This is a genomic window from Vibrio sp. B1Z05 (assembly GCF_052955985.1).
On the sequence record NZ_CP130463.1, the window covers coordinates 2,578,404 to 2,603,381 of the forward strand.

20 protein-coding genes are annotated in these 24,978 nt (G+C 45.1%); 14 read left to right on the forward strand and 6 right to left on the reverse strand.

The genetic code is table 11. The features are described from left to right. Positions 1–73: 73 nt before the first annotated feature. Both pfkA and fieF read right to left on the reverse strand, forming a co-directional pair. Positions 74–1,036: a 6-phosphofructokinase gene (gene pfkA / locus QV280_RS11780; protein ID WP_152822347.1), complete on the reverse strand. Its 963-nt coding sequence runs from the start codon at positions 1,034–1,036 to the stop codon at positions 74–76. 260 nt (positions 1,037–1,296) lie between these two features. Then, positions 1,297–2,193: a CDF family cation-efflux transporter FieF gene (fieF, locus tag QV280_RS11785; RefSeq protein WP_152822344.1), complete on the reverse strand. Its 897-nt coding sequence runs from the start codon at positions 2,191–2,193 to the stop codon at positions 1,297–1,299. Between the two features lie 90 nt (positions 2,194–2,283). Between fieF and QV280_RS11790 the strand changes: the two genes are divergently transcribed. Beyond that, positions 2,284–2,436: a hypothetical protein gene (locus QV280_RS11790; protein WP_172972838.1), complete on the forward strand. Its 153-nt coding sequence runs from the start codon at positions 2,284–2,286 to the stop codon at positions 2,434–2,436. Positions 2,437–2,501: 65 nt separating this feature from the next. On the opposite strand, the gene QV280_RS11795 is transcribed toward QV280_RS11790, so the two are convergent. Next, positions 2,502–3,014 (reverse strand): Spy/CpxP family protein refolding chaperone, encoded by a 513-nt coding sequence (locus QV280_RS11795; protein ID WP_152822340.1) that lies wholly within the window; start codon positions 3,012–3,014, stop codon positions 2,502–2,504. 182 nt (positions 3,015–3,196) lie between these two features. Here QV280_RS11795 and QV280_RS11800 point away from each other — a divergent pair, with 182 nt between their 5' ends. The 3 genes from QV280_RS11800 (at position 3,197) to QV280_RS11810 (ending at position 5,820) form a co-directional block, all read left to right on the forward strand. Next, complete coding sequence (locus QV280_RS11800) at positions 3,197–3,883, forward strand: response regulator (RefSeq protein WP_152822337.1); 687 nt, start codon at positions 3,197–3,199, stop codon at positions 3,881–3,883. Further along, entirely contained in the window at positions 3,880–5,250 is a 1,371-nt protein-coding gene (gene cpxA / locus QV280_RS11805) for an envelope stress sensor histidine kinase CpxA (protein ID WP_152822334.1), read from the forward strand. Before QV280_RS11800 ends, cpxA begins: the two co-directional genes overlap by 4 nt. A gap of 93 nt (positions 5,251–5,343) precedes the next feature. After that, positions 5,344–5,820, forward strand: coding sequence for a tRNA (cytidine(34)-2'-O)-methyltransferase (locus tag QV280_RS11810; protein WP_152822330.1), 477 nt, complete (start codon positions 5,344–5,346; stop codon positions 5,818–5,820). A gap of 21 nt (positions 5,821–5,841) precedes the next feature. On the opposite strand, the gene QV280_RS11815 is transcribed toward QV280_RS11810, so the two are convergent. Further along, positions 5,842–6,330, reverse strand: a complete 489-nt coding sequence (locus QV280_RS11815) for an FxsA family protein (RefSeq protein ID WP_023404465.1) — start codon at positions 6,328–6,330, stop codon at positions 5,842–5,844. A gap of 329 nt (positions 6,331–6,659) precedes the next feature. Here QV280_RS11815 and aspA point away from each other — a divergent pair, with 329 nt between their 5' ends. From aspA to QV280_RS11850, 7 genes are all read left to right on the forward strand, one after another. Beyond that, positions 6,660–8,096, forward strand: a complete 1,437-nt coding sequence (gene aspA, locus QV280_RS11820; protein WP_152822327.1) for an aspartate ammonia-lyase — start codon at positions 6,660–6,662, stop codon at positions 8,094–8,096. Between the two features lie 159 nt (positions 8,097–8,255). Beyond that, a complete protein-coding gene (locus QV280_RS11825; RefSeq protein ID WP_023404463.1) occupies positions 8,256–9,566 on the forward strand; it encodes an anaerobic C4-dicarboxylate transporter in 1,311 nt (436 codons plus the stop codon). A gap of 187 nt (positions 9,567–9,753) precedes the next feature. Then, on the forward strand, positions 9,754–11,571 hold the full coding sequence (locus QV280_RS11830) for a protein-disulfide reductase DsbD (protein ID WP_152822324.1): 1,818 nt from the start codon (positions 9,754–9,756) through the stop codon (positions 11,569–11,571). 188 nt (positions 11,572–11,759) lie between these two features. Continuing rightward, entirely contained in the window at positions 11,760–12,395 is a 636-nt protein-coding gene (locus QV280_RS11835) for a response regulator transcription factor (protein WP_152822448.1), read from the forward strand. Positions 12,396–12,636: 241 nt separating this feature from the next. Continuing rightward, positions 12,637–12,900 (forward strand): DUF4212 domain-containing protein, encoded by a 264-nt coding sequence (locus tag QV280_RS11840; RefSeq protein WP_023404460.1) that lies wholly within the window; start codon positions 12,637–12,639, stop codon positions 12,898–12,900. Between the two features lie 13 nt (positions 12,901–12,913). After that, on the forward strand, positions 12,914–14,641 hold the full coding sequence (locus QV280_RS11845; RefSeq protein WP_023404459.1) for a sodium:solute symporter family protein: 1,728 nt from the start codon (positions 12,914–12,916) through the stop codon (positions 14,639–14,641). Between the two features lie 141 nt (positions 14,642–14,782). Next, the gene (locus QV280_RS11850; RefSeq protein WP_152822321.1) at positions 14,783–15,265 is read left to right on the forward strand and encodes a hypothetical protein; all 483 of its coding nucleotides are present in this window, start codon (positions 14,783–14,785) and stop codon (positions 15,263–15,265) included. On the opposite strand, the gene QV280_RS11855 is transcribed toward QV280_RS11850, so the two are convergent. Together QV280_RS11855 and QV280_RS11860 are read right to left on the reverse strand one after the other, a co-directional pair. Then, positions 15,235–18,702, reverse strand: a complete 3,468-nt coding sequence (locus QV280_RS11855) for a PAS domain-containing hybrid sensor histidine kinase/response regulator (RefSeq protein WP_152822319.1) — start codon at positions 18,700–18,702, stop codon at positions 15,235–15,237. The two genes, QV280_RS11850 and QV280_RS11855, sit on opposite strands and share 31 nt — an antisense overlap. Before the next feature lie 124 nt (positions 18,703–18,826). Then, complete coding sequence (locus QV280_RS11860) at positions 18,827–20,011, reverse strand: 3-phenylpropionate MFS transporter (RefSeq protein ID WP_023404456.1); 1,185 nt, start codon at positions 20,009–20,011, stop codon at positions 18,827–18,829. 190 nt (positions 20,012–20,201) lie between these two features. On the opposite strand from QV280_RS11860, the gene QV280_RS11865 reads away from it, so the two are divergent. The 3 genes from QV280_RS11865 to acs all read left to right on the forward strand — a co-directional run bounded on the left by QV280_RS11865 (position 20,202) and on the right by acs (position 24,968). After that, the gene (locus QV280_RS11865) at positions 20,202–22,022 is read left to right on the forward strand and encodes a DUF294 nucleotidyltransferase-like domain-containing protein (RefSeq protein WP_152822317.1); all 1,821 of its coding nucleotides are present in this window, start codon (positions 20,202–20,204) and stop codon (positions 22,020–22,022) included. A 2-nt stretch (positions 22,023–22,024) separates the two neighbouring features. Next, positions 22,025–22,663: a 3'-5' exonuclease gene (locus tag QV280_RS11870; RefSeq protein ID WP_023404453.1), complete on the forward strand. Its 639-nt coding sequence runs from the start codon at positions 22,025–22,027 to the stop codon at positions 22,661–22,663. A gap of 355 nt (positions 22,664–23,018) precedes the next feature. Then, positions 23,019–24,968, forward strand: coding sequence for an acetate--CoA ligase (gene acs / locus QV280_RS11875; protein WP_023405475.1), 1,950 nt, complete (start codon positions 23,019–23,021; stop codon positions 24,966–24,968). Positions 24,969–24,978: the final 10 nt, after the last annotated feature.

The following is a 24,978-nucleotide window of genomic DNA, read 5'->3' on the forward strand; positions in this document are numbered from 1 at the left end:
TTGGTACTATACAAAACAAAAAAAACGCTACCAAAGGCAGCGTTTTTCACTGAATAATTTCTATATGGCTTGCTTAGAAAAGCTCATCCGCAACCATGTAAAGATCATTACGCACTGGACGACGCATATTTTCAATTGCATCGATAATGTCGTGATGAACCAACTCTTCTTTTTGGATACCCACACAACGTCCACCATGACCTTCTAGAAGAAGGTGTACAGCGTAGTTACCCATGCGAGAGGCCAAGATACGGTCAAATGCAGTAGGACGACCGCCACGTTGGATATGACCAAGAACCGTAGCACGAGTTTCACGTCCAGTCGCAGCTTCAATATCTTTTGCCAAATCATTGGCATCAAACATCAATTCAGTCAAAGCAATGATTGCGTGCTTCTTGCCTTTTTTGATGCCTTCTTCAATATTAGCAATCAGCTCTTCTTTGCTCCATTGACGCTCAGGAGTGATGATGTACTCACAACCACCCGCGATAGCAGACATTAGAGTCAAATCACCACAATGGCGACCCATGATCTCAACGATAGAGATGCGTTGGTGAGAAGATGAAGTATCACGTAGGCGGTCAATCGCATCGATAACGGTATTAAGCGCCGTTAAGTAACCAATGGTATAGTCTGTACCAGCAATATCATTATCGATAGTGCCCGGCAGACCAATACATGGGTAACCCATTTCAGTCAGCTTCTTCGCCCCCATGTAAGAACCATCACCACCAACAACCACTAGTGCTTCGATGCCATGTTCTTTTAGGTTTTCGATAGCTTTAGCTCGCACTTCTTCGTCTTTAAACTCAGGAAAACGAGCTGAACCTAGGAATGTACCGCCTTTATTGATCACATCCGATACACTCGAACGATCTAATTTTTCGATGCGGTTTTCATACAAGCCTTGGTAGCCATCGTAGATGCCATAAACCTCAACACCTTTTGACAACGCTGTACGTACAACCCCTCGTACCGCAGCATTCATACCTGGTGCGTCACCACCACTTGTTAGTACACCAATTTTTTTAATCATGTTGCCCCTCATTATTGGGATAGATCTAATTTATATTTTAATTTTAAGTGCCTTGTCATCGGCAAGAATTCTATCAGTCTCGCTCAAGCCCCCTTCTGGCTGTATTGAGCAAAACTACAAATCTTTCTCTTAATTAGAGTATTACAGTTTCCTGCAAAGTTAAGGTTGATTCAAATCAGAATCCGAAAACTTAACTTTCACCCTTCAAGATAGCGAATTTTAACTAAATCTCATAAACAATTCGTTGCAGTCCGATATGGTTATTTGTCCTGCCTCTCGTATTTAGCAATCACAGAAAGTGGATCTTGATGAATCAGCACATCACACCCCTCAAAATGTTGCTTTAGTTTATCTTCAACTTCATCCGCTATGTTATGAGCATCTATTAAAGGAAGCTGATCATCAAGTTCGAGATGTAACTGTATAAAACGAGTCGGCCCAGACTGACGAGTTCTCAAGTCATGAATGCCGTATACCCTATCTACTGAACTGGCGATTTCTTCAATCTCAATTAACTCAGAATCCGGTAATTGACGGTCTAATAAAGACTGCACAGCCTCAACAATCATCTTAAACGCACTCACTAAGATAAATACGCCAATACCTATCGCAAAGATGGCATCCGCTTGAGTAAATCCATACATGCTCAATATCAATGCCACTAAAATTGCGCCATTCATATAAAGGTCAGTTTGATAATGCAGAGAATCTGCGGCGATGGCTTGGCTACCCGTTTGACGAACGACATATTTTTGGAAAGTTACCAGACCAAAGGTAATCAGCATGGCAAACAAGCTGACATAAATACCCAGTTCAGGTTGATTGAGTGCTTCTGGACGGAAAAAACGTTCAAAACCGCTCAATATCAAGAAGAATGCCGAGCCAGAAATAAACATAGATTGTGCAAGCGCGGCTAATGATTCAGCCTTACCATGACCAAAAGTATGCTCATCATCCGCCGGTTGCAGGGCGTACTTGAGTACCACTAAATTGATTGAAGAAGCGGCAATATCCAGTAGTGAATCGACCACTGAGGCTAATAAACTCACCGAGCCTGTTACCCACCAAATCGCTATCTTTACTACCAAGAGCAAAGTTGCAACCAATGTGGCAGACCACGCAGCAATCGTAACTAATTTCTTATATCGTGGGTTCATAATCTTTATTGCAGTAAATTTGCACAAAGTATACACCGAAATATAACATCGATGTAATCCCAGATAGAGGATAAGTGGAAGGAAAAGAGAATGAAAAAGTGGCTACTTAATCTAATAAAACAATATGTTAGGTGGTGTGAGAGCTTAGGTTTAACTCCAGAAAATAGACGTAGCTGCGTGCCTTATCGCCGCGATCCTGCAACCACTAAAGCGAACACTACCAACAAAAAACGCAGCCTATAACGGCTACGTTTTTATTGGCAGAAGTACGGGACTTCAAAGAAAATCTAGGCTATCTCATCATTAGCTTATTGGCTGTCTTTTTTAGCCATTTTCTTTTCCATTTTCTTCTGCATTTTTTGCTCACATTTTTGTGCTTTTTCGGCTCTCTTCTCTACTAGCTGTTGCTTTTGCTCAGCAGTAAGAACACTCATCATGCGGTGCGTAGTGCGCATTTTTTCTACTTTCATTGCCGTACGCTCAGCCACCATTGAAGACGCTAGCTCTTTGGCTTTTGCTTCGTCAAAATCAGCGGCAAGAACCAATTGTTGCTCTTGGTCTTTCATCGCTTTCATTTGCTCATGCTTGCTCTCACCTTGGGCTTGTTTCGAGGCACGCACTTCATCACGAATGGTTTTTAGCTCTGTTTTTTGTGCATCGGTTAAATCAAGTCCACGAAACATGTTTTTACCGTGCATTTGACCGCTACACTCTTTAGCGCCTTTATCGCCACCTTTTTTACCGTTAGCCAGTACAGCAGTGCTCGCAAATGCCAAAGGAACCATCATTGCTACCGCTAACCATTTTTTATTCATTGTCATGAGATCTACCTCGATAATTAAAATTATTCACTACTGTTTTTAGTAGATGACTTTAGAATAATAGTCTGTTTGTAAAGTGCGGTATGCAAAACGTAAAGATAAGTAAATCACTTCCACCCTCCTTTACAATGCTCGTACAATCTATGCATCAACAGATATCCAGCACAGTGAGATTGAATTTTATGCCACACATTTTACTAGTCGATGACGACACCGAACTAACCGCTCTGTTGGAAGATATATTGACCTATGAAGGGTTTACGGTTTCCCAAGCCAACAACGGCTTAGAAGGACTAGCGGCTATCAATGACAGTATTGATCTCATACTGCTTGATATCATGATGCCTAAAATGAGTGGCATGGAAATGCTTAAACACCTGCGTGAAAAATGGCAGACACCAGTTTTATTTCTGACCGCCAAAGGGGAAGAAGTCGATCGAGTGATAGGTTTAGAACTTGGCGCTGATGACTTTTTACCGAAACCATTTAGTGACCGAGAATTATTGGCTCGCATCAGAGCGATTTTACGCCGCACTCAAGGCACTACATCCGCGCAAACAGACGATGACAACACCAACGATATTGAGCTGAATATCGGTGCTCAAGAAGCTTACTGCCAAGATAAGTTACTTGAGCTCACTAGCACAGAATTTGCATTATTAGAGCTGTTCTTACGTCACCCTGGAACCGTTCTCACCAAAGAAAGCATCAGTGTCGAAGTACTCGGCAAACGCCTTGCCGCATTTGATAGAGCGGTGGATATGCACGTCTCTAATTTACGTAAAAAGTTGCCTGAAAGAGAAGATGGTAAACCGCGCATCAAAACACTGCGTGGCAAAGGCTATCTGTTTGTCGAGACCAGCAAATGAAGTTGCCTAAATTCAACAGCTTTTATGGGCGCATCTTTGCCATTTTTTGGTTCACCATTTTAATGGTGCTACTGGCAGTACTTGGCTTACAAAAACTTGACCCACGTAAATCGCACTCCATCAATAGCTCAGCGCTGCATAAAATCACTCATCTCGTCAATTCTGTAGAGTTGGAATTAAACCACAGCTCTAGCCCTTCCCGCGCCCTGAAAACACTAGAACGTCGCCGCTTTGGTAGCAAAGATTTTCGTTTGTATCTGGTCAATTCTGAGGGGAGTTTAATCAGCAGAGAACACGGTGCTAAACGCCAAGCTCTGCAAGCGATGGCGGCAGAATACAGTAATACCCAAGAACCCAGTCAAAAGTTATATGGACGCTATATGGTGGCAGGGCCTTTCCCTATTTTTGTAAATGGTGAAAATTATCGAATCTACGCCGGCTTTACCGCTAAACGATCGCCTCCCCTCTTATATCTGCTGTTAGATGCACCGTTTAAATTAATGCTATTTATTATGATCATCAGTACTCCGTTACTGCTGCTCAGCGCATGGAGTTTAAGCCGACCTGCTCGCCGACTAGAACATGCCGCCAAGCGCGTGACACATGGTGAATTTGAAGTTGACCCTAGCCTTGAGCAAGGTACTAACGAATTTAAACAAACTGGGGCCAGCTTTAATCAGATGGTGCTATCCATCAACCAAATGGTTTCTGGTCAACAAAAGTTACTTTCGGATATCTCACATGAATTGCGCTCACCATTAACTCGTCTGCGAATGGCGAATGCGCTAGCCACCCGAAAACAAGGCACATCAAAAGAGCTGGAGCGTATTGAAACAGAAGCCGAAAGATTAGAACAAATGATCAAAGATCTTTTGGACTTATCCCGCATGCAAATTGACAGTCACCACAACCGTATTCACATTGATGCGCCCTCACTGTGGGATGATATTTTATCTGATGCGCAATTTGAGGCAGAACAAAACCAAATTAACCTGACCTTTGAAGCAGTGCCGGAAGTATTTTTAGTTGGTAATAAAAAGCTATTAACCAGCGCCTTTGAAAACATAGTACGTAACGCGATTCGTTATGGTCACTCACAAGTGAGCGTATTGTTTTCAGTGACCGCTGACCAAGTGACCTTTATCGTTGAAGATGACGGCCCCGGTGTGCCAGACGATGAGCTAGAAAGCATATTCCGTCCTTTCTATCGCGTTTCTACCGCGCGAGATAGAGACAGCGGTGGCACGGGCCTAGGCTTAGCAATCACTGAAAATGCCATTTTACAACACAACGGTATGATTGAAGCTAGCAAAGGCTCAACCTTAGGTGGATTAAAAATGACGGTACACCTACCTATTCAAGCATAACAGCGCAACAAAATAAGTGACGATTGGAGGCGGTGCACCCAAAGCCGGTTTGGGTATATACTGCCCCAATATATTTTAACTACGTGACCACTTATGTTTGATATCGCTTTATACGAACCAGAAATTGCGCCTAACACAGGTAACATCATTCGACTGAGTGCCAATTGTGGTGCCAACTTGCACCTAATTGAACCTTTAGGTTTTGATTTAGAAGAGAAGAAAGTAAGACGTGCTGGCCTTGATTACCACGATCTTGCACGCGTTACTCGCCACAAGAACTATCAAGCTTTTATCGATTTTTTAAATGAAAGAGATGGGGATTACCGAATTTTTGCCTGTACGACTAAAACCACAGGTCATCATATCGACCCTCAGTATCAAGCAGGTGATGTACTGTTATTTGGACCAGAAACTCGCGGACTTCCTGCTGAGTTAATTGAGTCTATGCCGATGGAACAGCGCATTCGCATTCCTATGATGGCAGATAGCCGTTCACTCAACTTATCCAATGCGGTTGCCATTATTGCTTTTGAAGCATGGCGTCAAATGGACTTTGGCGGCGCTGAATAAACAGCGCCTCCTTAAAAAGCATTAATTTAGACGATCTTTATCTTGGTCGTCTTTTTTCTCAAACTCGCCCTCAAACACATTTCCGTCACCTTTATCTTGGTTTTGAAATGGATTGCCCTGTCCGGCGTTAGTATGAAAACCAGAATGCATGCCATTGACTTGCACTCTTTTCATTAATTGCTTAGCAATAATGGCTCTTGGTTTAGGTAATAGAACGATCATCCCTAAGGTATCGGTCATAAATCCAGGCGTCAGTAAAAGCACACCTGCGACCGCTAACATCACACCTTCAACGATTTGCTGAGCAGGTAGTTCACCTTGTTGTAAACGCGATTGCACCGAAAGCAAAGTCGCAATACCTTGACTCCGCACCAAAGAAGCACCAATCAAAGCAGTAAAGATGACAAGGAATATTGTCGTCCAAACACCAAGAAATCCACCTACTTGAATAAATAGGCCAATTTCCACTATTGGCACCAATATAAATAACAACAATAAAATAGGAAACACGTATCCTCCTCAAAATTAGGTGCTCAGTTTAAGCTCAAAAAGGGGGTAAGCTCAATTGTTATATAACGCTGAGCACATCTCATATGTGAGTCACCTCACTCCTAGAGCATTTCAGTCACAATCTCTAATAAACTTGTCTATTTTTAGGTGCCAAAGGTGATCCATTCATGAGTTTTTTAGGCACAGTTTAGTATTATTGAGCTTCACAAAATCTAGTCTGATTTTTACACCAAAATAAACTGCCGAATGGACTCATCACTTATTGTTTAGCGCACCCTAATCGCGCTATCAAACATTCAATATCACTAAGAAAAATAAAGGTCCATGCTATGACGACAACTCCTACTCAGTCAGCAACTCGTATAGAAGAAGATCTCCTTGGCCAACGTCATGTTCCTGCCGAGGCTTATTATGGCATCCATACTTTACGTGCGATTGAAAACTTTAATATTTCTAGTATGACCATCTCTGATGTACCCGAGTTTGTTCGTGGTATGGTCATGACGAAAAAAGCGGCAGCTATCGCCAACCATAAACTTAGCGTACTTAAACCTGAAGTGGCGGAATACATCATTAAAGCCTGTGATGTGATTCTTGATACAGGGCGCTGTATGGATCAATTCCCTTCCGATGTATTCCAAGGCGGTGCGGGCACTTCGGTAAATATGAATGCCAATGAAGTAATTGCCAACCTAGCATTGGAATTGATGGGTAAAGAAAAAGGTCAATACGACATCATCAACCCAAATGATGACGTCAATAAAAGTCAATCCACCAACTGTTCATACCCTACGGGCTTCCGTATTGCGGTGTACAACAGTGTTATCAAGCTTATTACCTCTATTGAGTACCTTAAAGGGGCATTTGACGCTAAAAGCACCGAGTTCAATAGCATTCTAAAAATGGGCCGCACCCAGCTACAAGACGCTGTGCCTATGACAGTAGGGCAAGAATTTAGAGCTTGGTCTGTGACGCTTTCAGAAGAAATTCGTAACCTGCAATATACCGCAAAATTATTGTTAGAAGTAAACTTAGGCGCAACCGCTATCGGCACCGGCTTAAACGCGGCTGAAGGCTATCAAGAGCTTGCTGTACAAGCATTGGCTGATGTTACTGGCCTAGACTGTGTACCAGCAGAAGATTTAATTGAAGCCACATCCGACTGTGGTGCTTACGTAATGATGCACGGCGCACTTAAACGCCTAGCAGTAAAACTATCGAAAATCTGTAATGACTTACGCTTACTGTCATCTGGCCCTCGCGCAGGTCTAAACGAAATCAACTTACCTGAGCTGCAAGCCGGTTCTTCAATTATGCCAGCCAAAGTAAATCCAGTTGTACCAGAAGTGGTTAACCAAGTTTGCTTTAAAGTATTAGGTAACGACAACACCATCTCTTTTGCAGCAGAAGGCGGTCAGCTACAACTTAACGTGATGGAACCTGTTATCGCACAAAGTATGTTTGAGTCTTTAGATATTCTTAGCAATGCTTGCGTGAACCTACGCGATAAGTGTATTGACGGCATTACCGTGAACAAAGAAGTGTGTGAAAGCCACGTATTTAATTCAATCGGTATTGTGACCTATCTAAACCCATACATTGGGCACCATGAAGGGGATATTGTCGGCAAAATCTGTGCTGAAACAGGCAAGAACGTCCGTGAAGTTGTACTGGAACGAGGACTGCTTACCGAAGCTGAACTGGAAGATATTTTCTCTGTAGAGAACCTAATGACGCCACAGTATCGAGCAAAACGCTTCGATTAGCACCGAACAATCACTCAACGTGAATAGAAGTGAGCCTATGCTTGTCTAGATGACACTCACTTCTATACTTACAACAATTCAAATACATATTTCTAGAGCTCAAAGTTTCGACTTTGGGCTTTTCTTTCTTACAATCAACTCACTCAAAGGAAAACAACAATGTTAATAGTAGAACTTCTGGTCGTCTTGGTATTCATATACCTAGGTGCCAGAATTGGAGGAATAGGAATCGGCCTTGCTGGTGGCTTAGGTGTCATTGCTCTGTCCATCGGGCTAGGTGTTCCCACCAGCCAAAGCTATATCCCTATCGACGTTATTTTAATTATCATGTCGGTGATTACCGCCATTGCAGCTATGCAGGTTGCCGGTGGTATGGACTGGTTAGTACAAATTGCAGAAAACTTTTTACGCAAAAACCCAGAGCGCATTACGTTTTATGCTCCTATCGTTACCTTCCTAATGACCGTTATGGCAGGTACTGGACATACCGCATTCTCCACACTCCCTGTTATTGCTGAAGTAGCAAAAGGCCAAGGCATACGCCCTTCAAGACCACTTTCAATTGCCGTTGTCGCCTCTCAAATTGCTATCACAGCTTCACCTATTTCAGCGGCTGTGGTGGCTTTCTCTACCATGCTAGAACCTCAAGGCGTTCACTACCTAACCTTGCTCGCCATTTGCATACCTACTACTTTTATTGCCTGTATGGTAGGTGCATTTGTCGCAAACTTTATTGGTTGCCCGCTTAAAGACGACCCTGTGTATCAAGAGCGTCTTGAACAAGGGCTGATTAAGCTCAATACCGCTGAGCATAAGCGTGAGATCCTGCCAACAGCAAAACGTGCCACCTATATTTTCTTAGGTGCTATCGTGCTGGTTGTGTCATACGCGGCGGCAATTTCTGGCTCGGTCGGCTTAATTGAAAATCCAGCCATCGGGCGTAACGAAGCCATTATGGCAGTAATGCTAGGCGCTGCAGCCGTCATCGTACTGACCACTAAAATTGATGCAGCAATGATTCCTGCGGCCGCCACCTTCCGCTCAGGTATGACAGCTTGTGTTTGTGTATTGGGTGTTGCGTGGCTTGGCTCGACCTTTGTTAATGCGCACGTAAATGACATCAAAGAGTTCTCTAGTGCTCTCCTATCTGATCACCCATGGATGCTAGCGCTAATATTGTTCTTTGCGTCTATGTTGTTGTATTCACAAGGTGCCACCACAGTGGCGTTAATGCCAGCGGCATTGGCTATTGGTGTCGCACCACTCACCGCAGTGGCCTCTTTTGCTGCAGTAAGTGCGCTATTTGTATTGCCGACTTACCCAACACTGTTAGCTGCAGTAGAAATGGATGATACTGGCTCAACACGCATTGGTAAGTACGTCTTCAACCACCCATTCTTTATCCCAGGCGTTGCGACAATCTCAACCTCAGTTGCGTTAGGCTTTATGTTTGGTAGCTTGCTTATCTAACCTCTCTAGCGGGATTATTTAGGGGCACATTTAAGTGCCCCTTTTTCTTTTATCCTACTCAGCAAATTGTAAAAGCCTGCCAAACAACGCAGAAAAATAACAAGCGCATGATAGTCAGTAGGCGAACGAAACTTAATCCGCTACTATCGGGTCTACTAGTTATCTGAACCTAATTGATACAAATACTATGCGCGCTGTTTTTATCTCACTCTTGTTACTTTGTTTCTCGCAGACAACCTTGGCCGCTTTCAATAGCGAATCAAACTCGCCATCAAGTCCTGCGCCAGCTAACAACTTCGATCAAGCCAGTTTTGGGCAACCTAGCTTTGTGCGAGTTGATCAAGCCTTTCCATTCGATTTTATTCAGCAAGGCAATCAAGTTAAGTTAACTTGGCAAGTCACTGATGGTTACTACCTGTATCAATCTCGATTTAATGTCAGCGCAGAAAATGCCACTTTAGGTGAGCTATCACTGCGAGACGGCACACCTTACCAAGATGAATTTTTTGGCTTAGTCAATATCTACACAGAACCTGTCACCATCACTGTGCCTATTACTGGGCAAGGCGAACACTCACAACTCATAGTGCAATATCAAGGCTGTGCCAAAGCCGGTTTTTGCTACCCGCCAGAAACTAAAGTCATCGATCTGCAAACTATCGATAACCTCGCAACACTCGACTCTTCTAAGCTAGCGACAAATACAACAGCCACATCACAGAGCGTCTCTCAAAATGCTCAGCCTAAAAGCGAAAGTGATATGGCAGCAATGCTTGGCGACTCAATCTGGACGCCGCTTATCTTCTTAGTGCTCGGCATTGGCTTGGCCTTTACGCCGTGCGTACTGCCTATGTATCCAATTTTAACCAGTATCGTATTAGGCAACGGGAAACTGTCTCCTGCCAGAGCACTGTCGTTGTCTTTTGTTTACGTACAAGGGATGGCTCTAACTTATACCTTACTCGGGCTGGTCGTCGCCTCCGCTGGCATGCAGTTTCAAGCGGCATTGCAACACCCAGCGGTGCTTGTCACCATTAGTGTGCTGTTTGTATTGCTGTCGTTATCTATGTTCGGCTTATACAACCTGCAACTACCAAGTAGCCTGCAAACCAAGCTCAACGAAATCAGCAATAAACAAACGGGTGGACGTTGGTTGGGTGCATTTGCAATGGGCGTAATATCCGGCTTAGTGTGCTCACCTTGCACCACCGCCCCGCTTTCTGGTGCGCTATTGTATGTGGCACAAACGGGCGATTTGTTCACCGGAGCCATCACCTTGTATGCGCTGGCATTAGGTATGGGCATACCTCTGATTGGTCTGGCGGTATTTGGCAATCGCTTCTTGCCAAAAGCTGGTCTATGGATGGATAAAGTTAAAGTGCTATTTGGCTTTGTGCTATTGGCCGCGCCACTGTTTTTCTTAGAGCGAATCTTAGCTGAACAATGGATCACAGCACTTTGGTCTATTTTAGGTATTAGCTTCTTTGCTTGGCTGTATCATTCTAAAAATCATCTACCGTTTGGCAGTTGGAAGCAAAGCCTTATCGGCATTATTGCGGTACTTGGCTTAGTTGGCTCAGCACAACCGGTATGGAACAAACTGCTAGGGCTTGAGAGCCCAGTTGAAGCGCCGAAAGCGCAAATTGAGTTTATTCGCGTCACCACAGTTCAAGACCTGCAACAAGAATTAGCCAAGGCGAAACTGGCGGGTAAGCCTGTATTATTCGACTTCTACGCAGATTGGTGTGTGGCCTGTAAAGAATTTGAAAAATACACTTTCCACGAAGCAAATGTGGAACAAAAGCTCAGCGGATTTGTACTACTGCAAGCCGATGTCACCAAAAATCAGCCGCAAGACATCGAGCTATTAAAACATATGCGCGTGCTAGGTTTGCCAACTATCGAGTTTTGGGATGCGCAAGGTCAGCACCTACCAGCGGCTAGATTGACCGGTTTTGTTAAGGCCGAACCTTTCCTAAGTCATCTGCAACGTTTTAATCTATAAACGCTTTAGTCTATAAACGGACTACCCACTCAAAAAGAGACGCCCACTAACTAATTTAGTGGGCGTTGTTACTTCTACAGAAAATAAATATAGAGGTAAGCCAGAGTTTTAATGACCGATTCTTGTTGAACAATATAAAACTATCAATAATCACTAAGACTCCCATTTTATACATGAGTACAAGTGATATGGATGCCACTTACACGATTGTTATTGCTGACGATCACCCCCTCTTCCGAAATGCATTATTTCAGTCGGTACACATGGCTATTAGTGGCGCAAACCTTCTGGAAGCGGACTCTCTCAATAGCCTGCTCGATATACTGCGTAAACAAGACGATGTGGATCTGATTCTGTTAGACCTAAAAATGCCAGGCGCGAATGGCATGTCTGGCTTAATGCAATTGCGCAGTGAATTTCCAGACATCGCAGTGGTAGTCATATCGGCCAGTGAAGAGCCTTCAGTGGCGAGCCAAGTAAAAAGCCACGGCGCCTTTGGTTTCATCCCAAAATCTAGCGATATGCGCAGCCTGATCAGTGCCCTAAATCAAGTATTAAATGGCGATCAGTTTTTCCCGGAAGGATTAGCAAAGCAAGCAGAACGTTATAGTGATATTACCGATAAACTGGCTTCGCTTACCCCACAACAATATAAAGTATTGGCGATGCTTGCCGACGGTCTGCTCAATAAACAAATTGCCTACGAACTGGATGTATCCGTTGCTACAATCAAAGCCCACATGACGGCTATTTTTCGCAAACTAGGTGTCACTAACCGCACGCAAGCGGTGATCTTATTACAACAATCTGAAATTGAATCCTAAGCGCCTTATATCTCTTTGATTAGGAAATAAATCTGTTTCCTAATCTCTCCCCTTATTAGACCTTTGGCTAATATCCAGCAAAACCCAGTTCACACTTTCCTAGCACACCAAAACAAACCATTGATTTTTATTGTTTTTTAATCATTCGCACTCAAGACCAAAGTTCAAATGAGTTATTAACACCTCACTGCTATCGTATGTTTGAAACATTTTATTAACAAACATACGTAAGGAGACGGCAATGGCGTTTGAAAATGAAGAACGAGCCAAAGCCTACTGGAGCAAGAATGTTCGACTCATGGTCAGCCTAATGGTGATCTGGTTTGTTGTGTCATTTGGCTGCGGTATTTTATTTGTAGACGAACTCAATCAATTTCAACTTGGTGGTTACAAACTAGGATTCTGGTTTGCACAACAAGGTTCCATCTACTGTTTCTTGGGCATTATTTTCTACTATGCGTGGAAAATGCGTCGAATCGACCGCGAATTTAACGTAGAAGAATAGGGAGCAATTAAAGATGGAACTTAAGACAATTACCTACCTAGTAGTGGGGGCAACATTCTTGCTCTACATAGGTATCGCAATTTGGGCGCGCGCAGGCACGACCAAGGAATTTTATGTCGCGGGTGGTGGCGTACACCCTATCGCAAACGGTATGGCAACCGCTGCCGACTGGATGTCTGCCGCGTCATTTATCTCAATGGCAGGGCTTATCGCCTTTATGGGATACGGCGGTTCTGTATTCCTAATGGGTTGGACCGGCGGTTATGTACTACTGGCCTTATTATTAGCCCCTTACCTACGTAAGTTTGGTAAATTCACTGTTCCTGAGTTTGTTGGCGAACGCTTCTACTCAAAAACAGCACGAGTGGTGGCGGTTGCCTGTCTTATCATCGCCTCGGTCACTTATGTTATCGGTCAGATGAAAGGCGTTGGTGTTGCGTTTGGTCGTTTCCTTGAAGTGGATTATGCCACCGGGCTTGGCATAGGTATGTGTATCGTATTCATCTACGCTGTTATGGGTGGAATGAAAGGCATTACCTACACTCAGATAGCTCAATACTGCGTCCTCATTCTTGCATACACTATTCCAGCAGTATTTATTTCACTTCAACTCACAGGTCACGCCCTTCCGCAAATTGGCTTAGGGAGCACCATGACCGGAACCGATGTCTATCTACTGGATCGGCTTGACCAAGTGGTGACCGAACTCGGCTTCAGTGAATACACGACCCATGTGCGGGGAGATACGCTCAATATGTTCGTGTACACCATGTCACTGATGATTGGTACTGCAGGTCTGCCACACGTAATTATTCGTTTCTTCACTGTACCAAAAGTGCGTGATGCACGAACCTCAGCCGGTTGGGCTCTGGTCTTTATCGCAATCCTTTACACTACAGCACCTGCTGTTGCGGCAATGGCTCGCTTGAATCTAATGGACACGGTTAATCCTGCATCTGGGCAACACTTGGTGTATGACGAACGTCCTGCATGGTTTAAAAACTGGGAAAAAACCGGCTTACTTGGCTTTGATGATAAAAACGCTGATGGACAAATTCAGTACACCTCTAGCGCTGAAACTAATGAGTTAAAAGTAGATAGAGACATCATGGTATTGGCCAACCCTGAAATTGCGAAACTACCAAACTGGGTGATTGCCTTAGTGGCAGCGGGTGGACTGGCAGCGGCACTTTCTACCGCAGCGGGGTTACTACTGGCCATCTCCTCCGCCATATCCCATGACTTAATCAAAGGGGTCATAAACCCCAACATATCGGAGAAAAAAGAGTTACTTTCCAGTCGGATAGCCATGGCTGTGGCAATTGGGGTCGCGGGGTATCTGGGACTCAATCCACCGGGCTTTGCTGCGGGGACGGTGGCCCTAGCCTTTGGTCTCGCCGCCTCCTCCATCTTCCCGGCCTTGATGATGGGTATCTTTAGTAAAGGCATTAACAAAGAAGGCGCGATTGCAGGGATGATCGCAGGTATCAGTATTACTTTGTTCTATGTATTCCAACACAAAGGCATCTTGTTTGTCGCAGATTGGACCTACTTGCAAAGCTGGGGAAGCAACTGGTTCCTAGGTATTGAACCAAATGCATTCGGTGCGATTGGTGCACTGTTTAACTTCATCGTGGCATTTGCTGTGTCTAAAGTTACAGCAGAAACACCGCAAGAGGTAAAAGACCTTGTAGAGCATGTACGAGTTCCAGCAGGAGCTGGCTCTGCTCAAGACCATTAATAGATTCTATCCAATCTAGTCCACAAAAGCCCCTTAGGGGGCTTTTTTAATAGCATAAGTCGAGTATGGTAAGAAGATGGATATGCAATATCATCCCTATACTTTATACCAACTCTTTTACATTGACGCTAGGATGCAAAAATGTTCAAAAACAAACACTTTATCGTTGCTTTAATAGTTGCACCCATCTTGGCTGTAATTACCTATTTTGGCATCGATATGGCCGTCAGTGAGAAACCTCACGCGGCTAAACAAGGCGAAAGCTACAAGCTGATCAGTAAATCAAATTGCCGTTACACCAGTGGTCTATGTGACTTTGAAAACGGTGAATTCAAGATTCAATTTCGTTCAGAAAAGCTCACTGAAAATACCTTAGATCTCACTCTAAAAGCGAAATTTCCTCTGCAAGGCATAAAAGTCTCACTGGATGAAAACGGCGATACTAAACCAATAAACATGACCGCCACCAGTGCAGACAAACGCAACTGGGCTGTCTCATTGCCTGCAAGTAATCTCGACACTAAACAGCTGCGCGTGGTTGCTCAAGCCGACAACACCTATTACTTTGGCGAAACCGACACTACCTTCGTGGTTTATGAAACGTTATTTACCGAAGACAAATAACGTTCAGCGTTATTCAAAAGGGTCCGAAGTTTTAATGGTTTGACCGGTTTTGCCAGAAAATCAAAGCCTTCGTTTTTCACTTGTTCAATAATATCTGGGGTGCGATCAGCACTGATGATCACCCCATGAAAACTGCCGCCTAATAGCTGACGAAAACGTTGCAGCACTTGTAATCCTGTCTTGCCATCTTCTAATCGATAATCTGATAAAATCACATCCGGTTGCCAATCATGCTCTAATCTAAGCAAACTCAACTGCAAATCAGTGGCTAACCTGACATCACAGCCCCAACGCTGTAATAGGTTTTCCATGCCTTCCAATATCGAGGTTTCATCATCAACACATAATACGCGCAAACCGCTTAAAGGAGTCGCTATCGGCGCAACAGGGCTGGATGAAGGCGTGGATAACAGTGTTTTCTCTGCTAGAGGAACCGTCACCGAAAAGACACTTCCTTTGCTCGGCCAAGAGCGCAATGAAATGCGATGCCCTAATAACTGCGCTATCCCTTTAGATATGGCAAGCCCTAAGCCCAAGCCTTTGTCTGAGCGAATTTGATTGGTACGAGTAAACTCTTCAAATATCAGTTGCTGTTTGTCTTCTTCAACCCCAACGCCGTTGTCCCACACCTGAATAGAAAGAGAGTTACCTTCTCGTCGTACGCCCAATAGCACTTTACCTTGCGGACTATAACGAAAGGCATTAGTTAAGAAGTTTTGTAGTACTCGACGCAGTAACTTAGGATCAGATTCAACAAATTGTTGGGTAGGAATGGTTCTAAAATTGATGCCTTGCTGTTCTGCAATCACGCCAAATTCAGCGTCCAGATTTAATAGCATTTCGCGCAAAGCAAAAGCCTGCACTTTGGTGGGTAACTTGCCCGACTCTAAGCGCGAGATATCCAATAAATCACTGATCAGCTCTTCCGCCGCTTCCATGGCGCTTTCAATATGCCGAGCCACGCGCTGAGTTTCATCATCTTTGGCTACTTCTGATAATGAAGAGGTAAACAATCGCGCTGCATTTAACGGTTGCATCAAGTCATGACTCACCGCCGCCAAAAAGCGAGATTTAGATTGTGACTCTTGCTCAGAGCGTTGCGTGGCAATCGTCAACTGACGGTTTAATTGCTCTAGCTCATAGGTTCGCTCTTGCACTCTTTCCTCAAGAGTCACATTGGCATCTTTTAACGCCTGCTCCGCCTGACGATACACAGTAATATCGCTAAAGCTCATCGCAAAACCGCCGCTTGGCATCGGGTTGCCTTGTACTTCAATCACTCGCCCATCGGCTCTTTGACGAGAAGAGGTATGGTGACTGCCGCGCTGTAAGTGCTCGATTCGGCGCTGCACATGAACCTCGGGATCACCGGGGCCACAAAGCCCTTGTTCGGCGTTATGGCGAATAATATCGGCAATCGGTCTGCCTACCTGAATCAAGCCCACCGGAAAATCAAACAGCTCAATATAGCGCTGATTCCAAGCCACCAGCCTAAGCTGCTTATCCACTACCGCAATGCCTTGTTCTATGTGTTCAATCGCTCCTTGCAATAAACTACGGCTAAAATCGTACAGCTCGGAGGCTTCATCCACTATGGTAGCCACTTCTTCCAACTGCATGTTCTTACCCTGCAAAGCAGAAGTGAGCACTAACTTTGCTGAAGAGGCACCAAATACACCCGCCAATACTCGCTCGGTATGTCGTATCAAGGTTGAAGGTGCGTATTGATTTGGCATCAGCACTTGTTCTTGCTGACTCCAAAACTGGTTAAAGGCACTGCGCACTCTTTGCCTGCCAACAAATTTGGACGCCACCAACTCCAGCTCTGCCACTGTGACTCGGCTTTGGTAAAGGCTGGTATTATCTGACTCAGGAAGTGGCGAACCGACAAAAGCCGCCGATTGTAAGCGCTCACTAATGTTTGAACGAGTTAATATCGAAACCAACACATAGCAGGCACTATTGGCGCTAATGCTGAGCAACATGCCCCAATCGGAGTTTTTGATCTGCAAATTCGCCAATAACTCTGGCGGGGAAATAATCCAAATCAGGATATTGGTTTGTGCATCTCCGGCCAAAATACCGGTTTGGCTCATCAGCGTTACTAGCCACAATACAAAACCCACCACTAGGCCCACATACACACCATTGCGATTGCCGTGTCGCCAATACATACCCCCGAGCAATGCCGGAGCAAATTGAGTCACGGCGGCAAAAGAGAGAAAGCCAATCGCCGACAAACTACCAATGCTATCGAGCACCTGATAAAAGAACCACGCCCCAACAATCAGTAGCACAATCAAGATGCGGCGAATCACCAAGAGACGCCCAGAGAAATGGCGGAAGTTATGCTGTGACAGTTTCATTCTGCGCAATAGCAGTGGCATGACTAAATCATTAGACACCATAATCGCCAGCGCAATAGTCGAGACAATCACCATGCCACTGGCCGCCGACACACCGCCAATAAACGCCAGTAACGCTACCCCATCTGCGCCCATGGCAAGGGGGAGACTAATCACATAACTGTCGGCTGAACTGCCCGGCAACAAACTGGATCCAACCCACGCAATCGGCAATACAAACAAGCCCATCAGACCTAAGTAAGCCGGAAATACGCGGCGCGCAGTGTGTAAATCGTGCGCTCTTTCGTTTTCCACCACCATGGTATGAAACTGTCTAGGCAAACAAAAAATCGCCATCATGGTCAGTAAGGTGTGAATCAATAAGGTAGGAATATTGGGGGCGGCGTAGGTTTGCTTTGCCACCTCCCACAGTTGAATGTCTGTGCGTTGCAGTACCACCAGCACCACAAACAAACCGACAAACAAAAAAGCCACTAACTTGACGATAGACTCAAACGCAATCGCCATCATCATGCCGCGGTGATGCTCAGTATTATCAATATGGCGCGTACCAAACAAGGCAGTAAACGCAGCTAATGCAATCACCATTAACCAAGAAACATAGAATTTATTCGCACCGTCTTCACCCAGTATTTCAGGTACTGCCAACTCAATGCCCATCATAATACCGCGCATTTGTAAGGCGATATAAGGCAGAATTCCCACTACAGAAATCAAGGTAACAAAGACGGCTAAGCCTTGCGCTTTGCCATAGCGAGCTGCGATAAAATCGGCAATGGAACTGATGTGTTCTCGCTTTGCCACCAAAATCATGCGCGCTAATACGCGCCAGAAAAACACAAAGACGATGATAGGAGCGAGATAAACAGGCAGGAATGCCCAAGGGTTGTTGGCGGCTTGGCCTACCGTACCAAAAAAGGTCCAAGAGGTGCAGTAAACCGCAATCGACAGGCTATAAATCCACGGACGCCAATTGGCTAGCCATTGTGGTCGCTTATCCCCATACCATGCGATTAAAAAGAGCAACACCAAATAAAGCAGTGATGCGGGGACAATCACCCATCCTTGCATAAGTCATCCTTAACTCGTATCAACGTTCATCTCATCAGCAAATCCACTGCATTGAATAATACCGACAACGTCGGCAAGTAGATTTATTGCTATAAGACTAGTCAAGGATCGCTTTATAGTTCAGTTAGTTAGCTTGTTTTTGTGGTTCAATGCTCACTTCTTCAATATTGCTCGCTGGTGCATCCAGTTTGATGAACATCGCCAGAAGCCCCATCGCCGACATCGCCCAAAATACATTCGCTCCCCACAGCTCATAACCCCAACCACTCAAGGCGGTCATGGCAGCCATTACCACCCCAAGCGGAATCGCATTGTATAACGCCTGCAGCGCCACCATTTTGTTTGTTGGCGAGTTTTGGATATAACGAATAGCGGCAATATGCGCCAAAGCAAAAGTGATGCCGTGGAGTAGTTGTATTAACACTAGCGCAAACAACATAGTGGTCGAAGCGGTTAAGCCCCAACGCACGATCACACCGGCCGAAGCGACTAAAAACAGAGCGCGCAGTGACCACTTACCAAACCAACGATTGCTAAAGGCAAAAATCGCTACCTCGGCAATCACGCCTAAGCTCCACAGATAACCAATAATGTCAGCAGTGTAGCCGGCTTCTTTCCAGTGAATAGAGCTAAATCCATAGTAAGCAGCGTGACTGCCCTGAATCAGCGCAATCAAAGCAATGAACTTAATCACTGGCCACTCACGCAATAACTGGCTCAGCTTTGGTCGCTTCGATTCAGTATTGCCTTGTGTCACTGGCATCGGCGTAGGATTACGCATCGACACTAGGATAGAAAATGCGATCCCGGCTAAAGCGGTATACACAATGAAATCTACGCCAAAGTGCGCCACCAAAAAACCCACCACCGTCGAACCGACAATAAAGGCAATCGAACCCCACAGACGAGTTCGACCATAGTCGAGCATTTTTAAGCGTGCATAGTGATTCGCCATCGCATCAGACAGCGGCACTATCGGCCCGCAACACAGGTTAAACAAAATGGTCGCCACCGCCATGAGCCAAAAACTGCCACCAGTAAAAAAGTGAAAGGCGATAAATGCCAGCGAGGCCAGACTCAATACACGCAAGGTCGGAATTAAATGTTCAACCTTATGGATACGAGGCGTAATCACTAGGTTGGCAACACAACGCGTAGCAAAAGCAACACCGAGCAACAAGCCAATGTCAGATGCAGAGATACCTTGGTCTTTAAACCATAGCGCCCAAAACGGCAGATACACGCCATAGGCAAAAAAGAACCCCAAGAAATACTGGGAAATCCACGCATAAGGTGACGGCTTCAACATTCATAATCCAACAATAAACTGATTTAGGGCGCAATTATGAAGTGAACCTTGTGGAATAAAAAGGGATAACTGTTATTTCACCTTTTCCCTATTCGGCCAATCTCCTATTAGACCAAAGTCGTCTGGAGCTTATTGGAAAATTTGGCACACTAGTCACTATTAAGGTTTGTCGCCAAAGGATGAAGTCTGCATGCCTGAGAAATTTAATACCCAACATCCCCCTTTTGACCGCCTCAACTCGCAGCAAATAAAGCAGTTGAAGGCTTCGTTAGACATTGCCTACTTTCGCGCTGGCGATATTTTGATAGACAGCGGGCAATCCAGCACCCACTTATATGTGCTAATTAAGGGCGCAGTAGAAGAAAGGCAGCAAAGCGAAGTGTTTGCTCACTACGGGCACGATGATCTCTTTGATGTGCGCTCACTGTTTGAGGGAAAAGTTCGCCATCAATACGTCGCCCTCGAAGATGTATTGTGTTACCTACTACCCAGTGAGGTTTTTCTTGAGCTGTTCAACAAGAACCAATCCTTTGCTGACTATTTTGATAGCCGTTTATCTAAGCGCCAACAACTCATTACCGAAGCAAAAAAACAGCAAAACCTTGCCGAATTTATTCTGACTAAAGTGGATGAGTCTATCTATCATCCTCCGTTAATTTTAACGCCAGACACCAGTATCCAACAGGCGACGATGCTACTCAACAATGATGATATTGATGCCGCATTAGTTGAACTTGCCGCAGACGATCCCCGCGTGCAGCAAGCACCTAGCGCCTCTCCGTATGCCATAGTTACCCGCACCAATCTGTTGCATTCGTTAGTGTTACAACAGCTAACGATGAGCACGCCGGTGGCGGATATCTCTACCTTCCCTGTTTATGAAATCAAGCAAGGTGACTTTATATTTAACGCTATGCTCACCATGACTCGTCACAAAATGAAGCGAGTCATGGTGGTTAAAGACAAACAAGCGGTTGGCATGTTGGATTTAACCCAAATACTCAGCTCATTCTCTTCGCACTCTCACGTTTTAAGCCTGAGTATTGCCCGAGCAAAAAGCATCGCAGAGCTGGCGCAAACTTCGCAACGCCAAAATGACTTTGTAAAAAGCTTATTGGTGAATGGCATACGCACTCGATTCATCATGGAGCTTATTTCAGTACTCAATGAGCAGATTATTGAGAAAGCCTTTCAGCTCATTGTGCCTAAAGAAATTCAGCCTCACTGCTGTCTACTGGTATTAGGCTCTGAGGGGCGCGGTGAACAGGTGCTAAAAACTGATCAAGACAATGCTCTGATTATTGAAGATGGTTATGAATGGCCGCAGTGCCAATCGATAATGAATGAACTCACCGAAACCTTATTACAACTTGGCTACCCACTGTGCCCCGGTCAAGTCATGGTGAATAACCCGCTTTGGGTGGCAACCCAAAGCCAATGGCAACACAAAGTAACGCAATGGATAGCAATGAGTAATGCCGACTCGGTGATGCAGCTTGCCATATTCTCCGATGCTCTGCCTGTAGCAGGCAATAAACAGCTTGTTGAGCCAGTTTTAGACGCCTTACATACTAGCCTAAAAGGGCGAATGCTCACCCTGTCGGACTTTGTCAGACCGGCACTGCAATTCTCAGTTCCACTAACCTTATTTGGCAAAGTAAAAGCACGCAAAGATGGCTTAGATATCAAGCAAGGTGGCATTTTTTCTATTGTGCATGGCATTCGAACGCTAGCGTTAGAACATGATATTCGTCAGCGTAATACCTTTGACCGGATCCAAGCTCTGCACCAACTCGGTTGCCTTGAAAGTGACACTGCCGATAACCTCAGTGAAGCCCTAAAACTCTTTTGTAAACTGCGTCTAGCTCAACAACTGGCACATCAAGATGCGTCAAATAACCTCGACCTCAGCGCTTTAGATAGAACCGAGCGAGACCTGCTCAGGCACAGCTTGCATGTGGTGAAAAAATTTAAGCAATTCCTTAGCTACCACTATCAGATAAGGGATTAATTATGAACTGCTTACTGAAACAATACTGGCATTGGAAACTGCAAGGCTCCCCTTTTCAGTCATTATTTGCACACAGCGATAGTGACAATAACGAATATGTCTCCATTGATTGTGAGACCACCAGCTTAGAGCCCACCCGAGCGGAGCTTGTCACTATTGCCGCCACTAAGATCATTGATAATCGAGTCATCACTAGCGCCCCTTTACACATCAAACTCAAAGCCCCGCAGTCATTAGACGAAAGTTCAATAAAGGTGCATCAAATACGCCACCAAGACCTTGGTGATGGCTTAGACGAAAAAGAAGCGCTACAGCAGTTGCTTGATTTTATCGGCCAGCGCCCTATTGTGGGCTATCACATTCGTTACGATAAACGCATTCTGGATATCGCGTTTAAAAAGCATTTTGGCTTTCCGTTGCCCAACAACATTATTGAAGTCAGCCACATCTACCAACAAAAGCTCGAACGACACCTGCAAAACGCCTACTTCGATTTAAGCCTGGAAGCCATTTGCCGTCATTTAGAATTGCCTATACGAGATCATCACAATGCACTGCAAGATGCGATCACCGCCGCCTTGGTTTTTGTGCGCCTCACCAAAGGTGATCTACCTAGTCTCAACATGCCTCATATCAAGTAAAGATCAGCCTCTCAACTTACAAAATAACGGTTAATTTTCACGGTGATAACGGCCATCTCATCCTAAAGTCTAATTGTGGAAATAGCCTAGGTGATAGAAAGTGATATCTATTACTTATACCAATCACACTAAATAAGTGATCAGAGCTAGCGCAGGAAAAATGCTCGAGAACAAGGCAGAATTTTTCGATAAGTAGTTATTCTACAATCAAAAATTCTAACGCCGTTATCGAGCATTTTAACAAGCTAGAATGACCAGTTATTTAGTACGATTGGTATTACAACAATCGTCAGATAGCGAAACAGCGGTTAAGCCAGCGTGTAAAGAAATAGCCGTATTCACAAGGAGATCAGCAATGAGTGAAACCCACATCTATCCAGTAAAACAGAACATAAAATCGGTCACCCATGCAGACAACGATACCTACTTGAGCATGTATCAGCAGTCCGTCAGTAACCCAGAAGCATTTTGGGCGGAGCATGGCAAAATTGTCGACTGGATTAAGCCCTTCACTAAAGTCAAAGAAACCTCTTTTGACACTGGGCATGTAGGTATCAAATGGTTTGAAGATGGCACCTTGAACGTTTCAGCCAACTGTATTGACCGTCACCTTGCGACACGCGGCGACGAAGTAGCGATTATTTGGGAAGGCGATGACCCCGCCGACGATAAAACTCTCACCTTTAATGAACTGCACCAGCAAGTGTGTTTATTTTCCAATGCGCTAAAAGCCGAAGGCGTAAAAAAAGGCGATGTGGTCTGCCTGTATATGCCAATGGTTCCCGAAGCGGCCGTCGCTATGCTGGCATGTACTCGCATTGGCGCGGTGCATACTGTGGTGTTTGGCGGTTTCTCACCTGAAGCACTGGCAGGACGCATTGACGATTCAGATGCAAAAGTCGTGATTACCGCCGACGAAGGCGTGCGTGGTGGACGCGCGGTGCCACTCAAGAAAAACGTAGACCAAGCATTGAGTAACCCCAATGTCACTACCATAAACAAAGTGATTGTTTTTCAGCGCACTGGCGCGGATGTGGCTTGGAATGCCGATGTGGATGTTTGGTGGCATGACGCTATCGCCAATGTAGACGCGGATTGTCCTCCTGAAGAAATGAACGCCGAAGATCCCCTATTTATCCTTTATACCTCTGGTTCAACGGGCAAACCGAAAGGGGTACTGCACACCACTGGCGGCTATCTTGTGTATGCCACCATGACCTTTAAATACATCTTTGATTACCAACCGGATGACATATTCTGGTGTACCGCAGATGTAGGTTGGATAACCGGTCACTCATACCTAGTGTATGGGCCTCTTGCCAATGGCGCGACTACCATCTTATTTGAAGGTGTTCCTAATTATCCCAACACTAGCCGCATGAGTGAAGTGGTTGATAAACACCAAGTCACGTTGCTCTATACAGCGCCGACCGCTATTCGCGCACTAATGGCAAAAGGCGATGAAGCCATTCAAGGCACCAGCCGCGACAGTTTGCGTATTATGGGCTCAGTGGGTGAACCGATTAACCCGGAAGCGTGGGAGTGGTATTACAACACCATTGGCGATGCCAAATCTCCAATTGTGGATACTTGGTGGCAAACCGAAACCGGCGGAATCCTCATCTCGCCACTTCCTGGGGCAACCGACCTAAAACCGGGTTCTGCCACTCGTCCATTCTTTGGCGTACAACCTGCGCTGGTGGATAACATGGGGAATCTAATTGAAGGTGAAGCGTCAGGCAACTTGGTGATTCTGGACTCATGGCCGGGACAAATGCGTACCGTGTATGGCGATCATGACCGTTTTGAACAAACCTATTTCTCTACCTTCCAAGGCATGTACTTTACCGGAGATGGCGCACGACGAGATGAAGACGGTTACTACTGGATAACAGGACGCGTGGATGATGTACTGAATGTATCCGGTCACCGCATGGGAACCGCCGAATTAGAATCCGCATTAGTCGCGCACCATAAAATTGCTGAAGCCGCTATTGTGGGAGTCCCGCACGATATTAAAGGCCAAGCCATTTACGCTTACATCACTCTCAATGCCGATGAATACCCAAGTGCGGAACTGCACAAAGAAGTGAAAGAATGGGTAAGAAAAGAAATTGGCCCTATTGCCGTTCCAGATACCTTGCACTGGACAGATTCGCTACCCAAAACCCGTTCCGGTAAGATCATGCGCCGTATTTTGCGCAAAATTGCCACCGGAGATACCAGCAATCTTGGGGATACCTCAACACTGGCCGACCCAAGCGTGGTAGAAAAATTGATTTCCGAAAAAAGTGAACTGGTTTAACCACCGATAG

Coding starts and splice junctions, on each gene's coding strand:
- QV280_RS11870 (WP_023404453.1), top strand. CDS start 22,025: ATGAACTGCTTACTGAAACAATACTGGCATTGGAAACTGCAAGGCTCC.
- QV280_RS11830 (WP_152822324.1), top strand. CDS start 9,754: ATGCGCGCTGTTTTTATCTCACTCTTGTTACTTTGTTTCTCGCAGACA.
- QV280_RS11845 (WP_023404459.1), top strand. CDS start 12,914: ATGGAACTTAAGACAATTACCTACCTAGTAGTGGGGGCAACATTCTTG.
- fieF (WP_152822344.1), bottom strand. CDS start 2,193: ATGAACCCACGATATAAGAAATTAGTTACGATTGCTGCGTGGTCTGCC.
- pfkA (WP_152822347.1), bottom strand. CDS start 1,036: ATGATTAAAAAAATTGGTGTACTAACAAGTGGTGGTGACGCACCAGGT.
- cpxA (WP_152822334.1), top strand. CDS start 3,880: ATGAAGTTGCCTAAATTCAACAGCTTTTATGGGCGCATCTTTGCCATT.
- QV280_RS11835 (WP_152822448.1), top strand. CDS start 11,760: ATGGATGCCACTTACACGATTGTTATTGCTGACGATCACCCCCTCTTC.
- QV280_RS11855 (WP_152822319.1), bottom strand. CDS start 18,702: ATGCAAGGATGGGTGATTGTCCCCGCATCACTGCTTTATTTGGTGTTG.
- QV280_RS11795 (WP_152822340.1), bottom strand. CDS start 3,014: ATGACAATGAATAAAAAATGGTTAGCGGTAGCAATGATGGTTCCTTTG.
- acs (WP_023405475.1), top strand. CDS start 23,019: ATGAGTGAAACCCACATCTATCCAGTAAAACAGAACATAAAATCGGTC.
- QV280_RS11825 (WP_023404463.1), top strand. CDS start 8,256: ATGTTAATAGTAGAACTTCTGGTCGTCTTGGTATTCATATACCTAGGT.
- QV280_RS11860 (WP_023404456.1), bottom strand. CDS start 20,011: ATGTTGAAGCCGTCACCTTATGCGTGGATTTCCCAGTATTTCTTGGGG.
- QV280_RS11840 (WP_023404460.1), top strand. CDS start 12,637: ATGGCGTTTGAAAATGAAGAACGAGCCAAAGCCTACTGGAGCAAGAAT.
- aspA (WP_152822327.1), top strand. CDS start 6,660: ATGACGACAACTCCTACTCAGTCAGCAACTCGTATAGAAGAAGATCTC.
- QV280_RS11800 (WP_152822337.1), top strand. CDS start 3,197: ATGCCACACATTTTACTAGTCGATGACGACACCGAACTAACCGCTCTG.
- QV280_RS11790 (WP_172972838.1), top strand. CDS start 2,284: ATGAAAAAGTGGCTACTTAATCTAATAAAACAATATGTTAGGTGGTGT.
- QV280_RS11810 (WP_152822330.1), top strand. CDS start 5,344: ATGTTTGATATCGCTTTATACGAACCAGAAATTGCGCCTAACACAGGT.
- QV280_RS11865 (WP_152822317.1), top strand. CDS start 20,202: ATGCCTGAGAAATTTAATACCCAACATCCCCCTTTTGACCGCCTCAAC.
- QV280_RS11850 (WP_152822321.1), top strand. CDS start 14,783: ATGTTCAAAAACAAACACTTTATCGTTGCTTTAATAGTTGCACCCATC.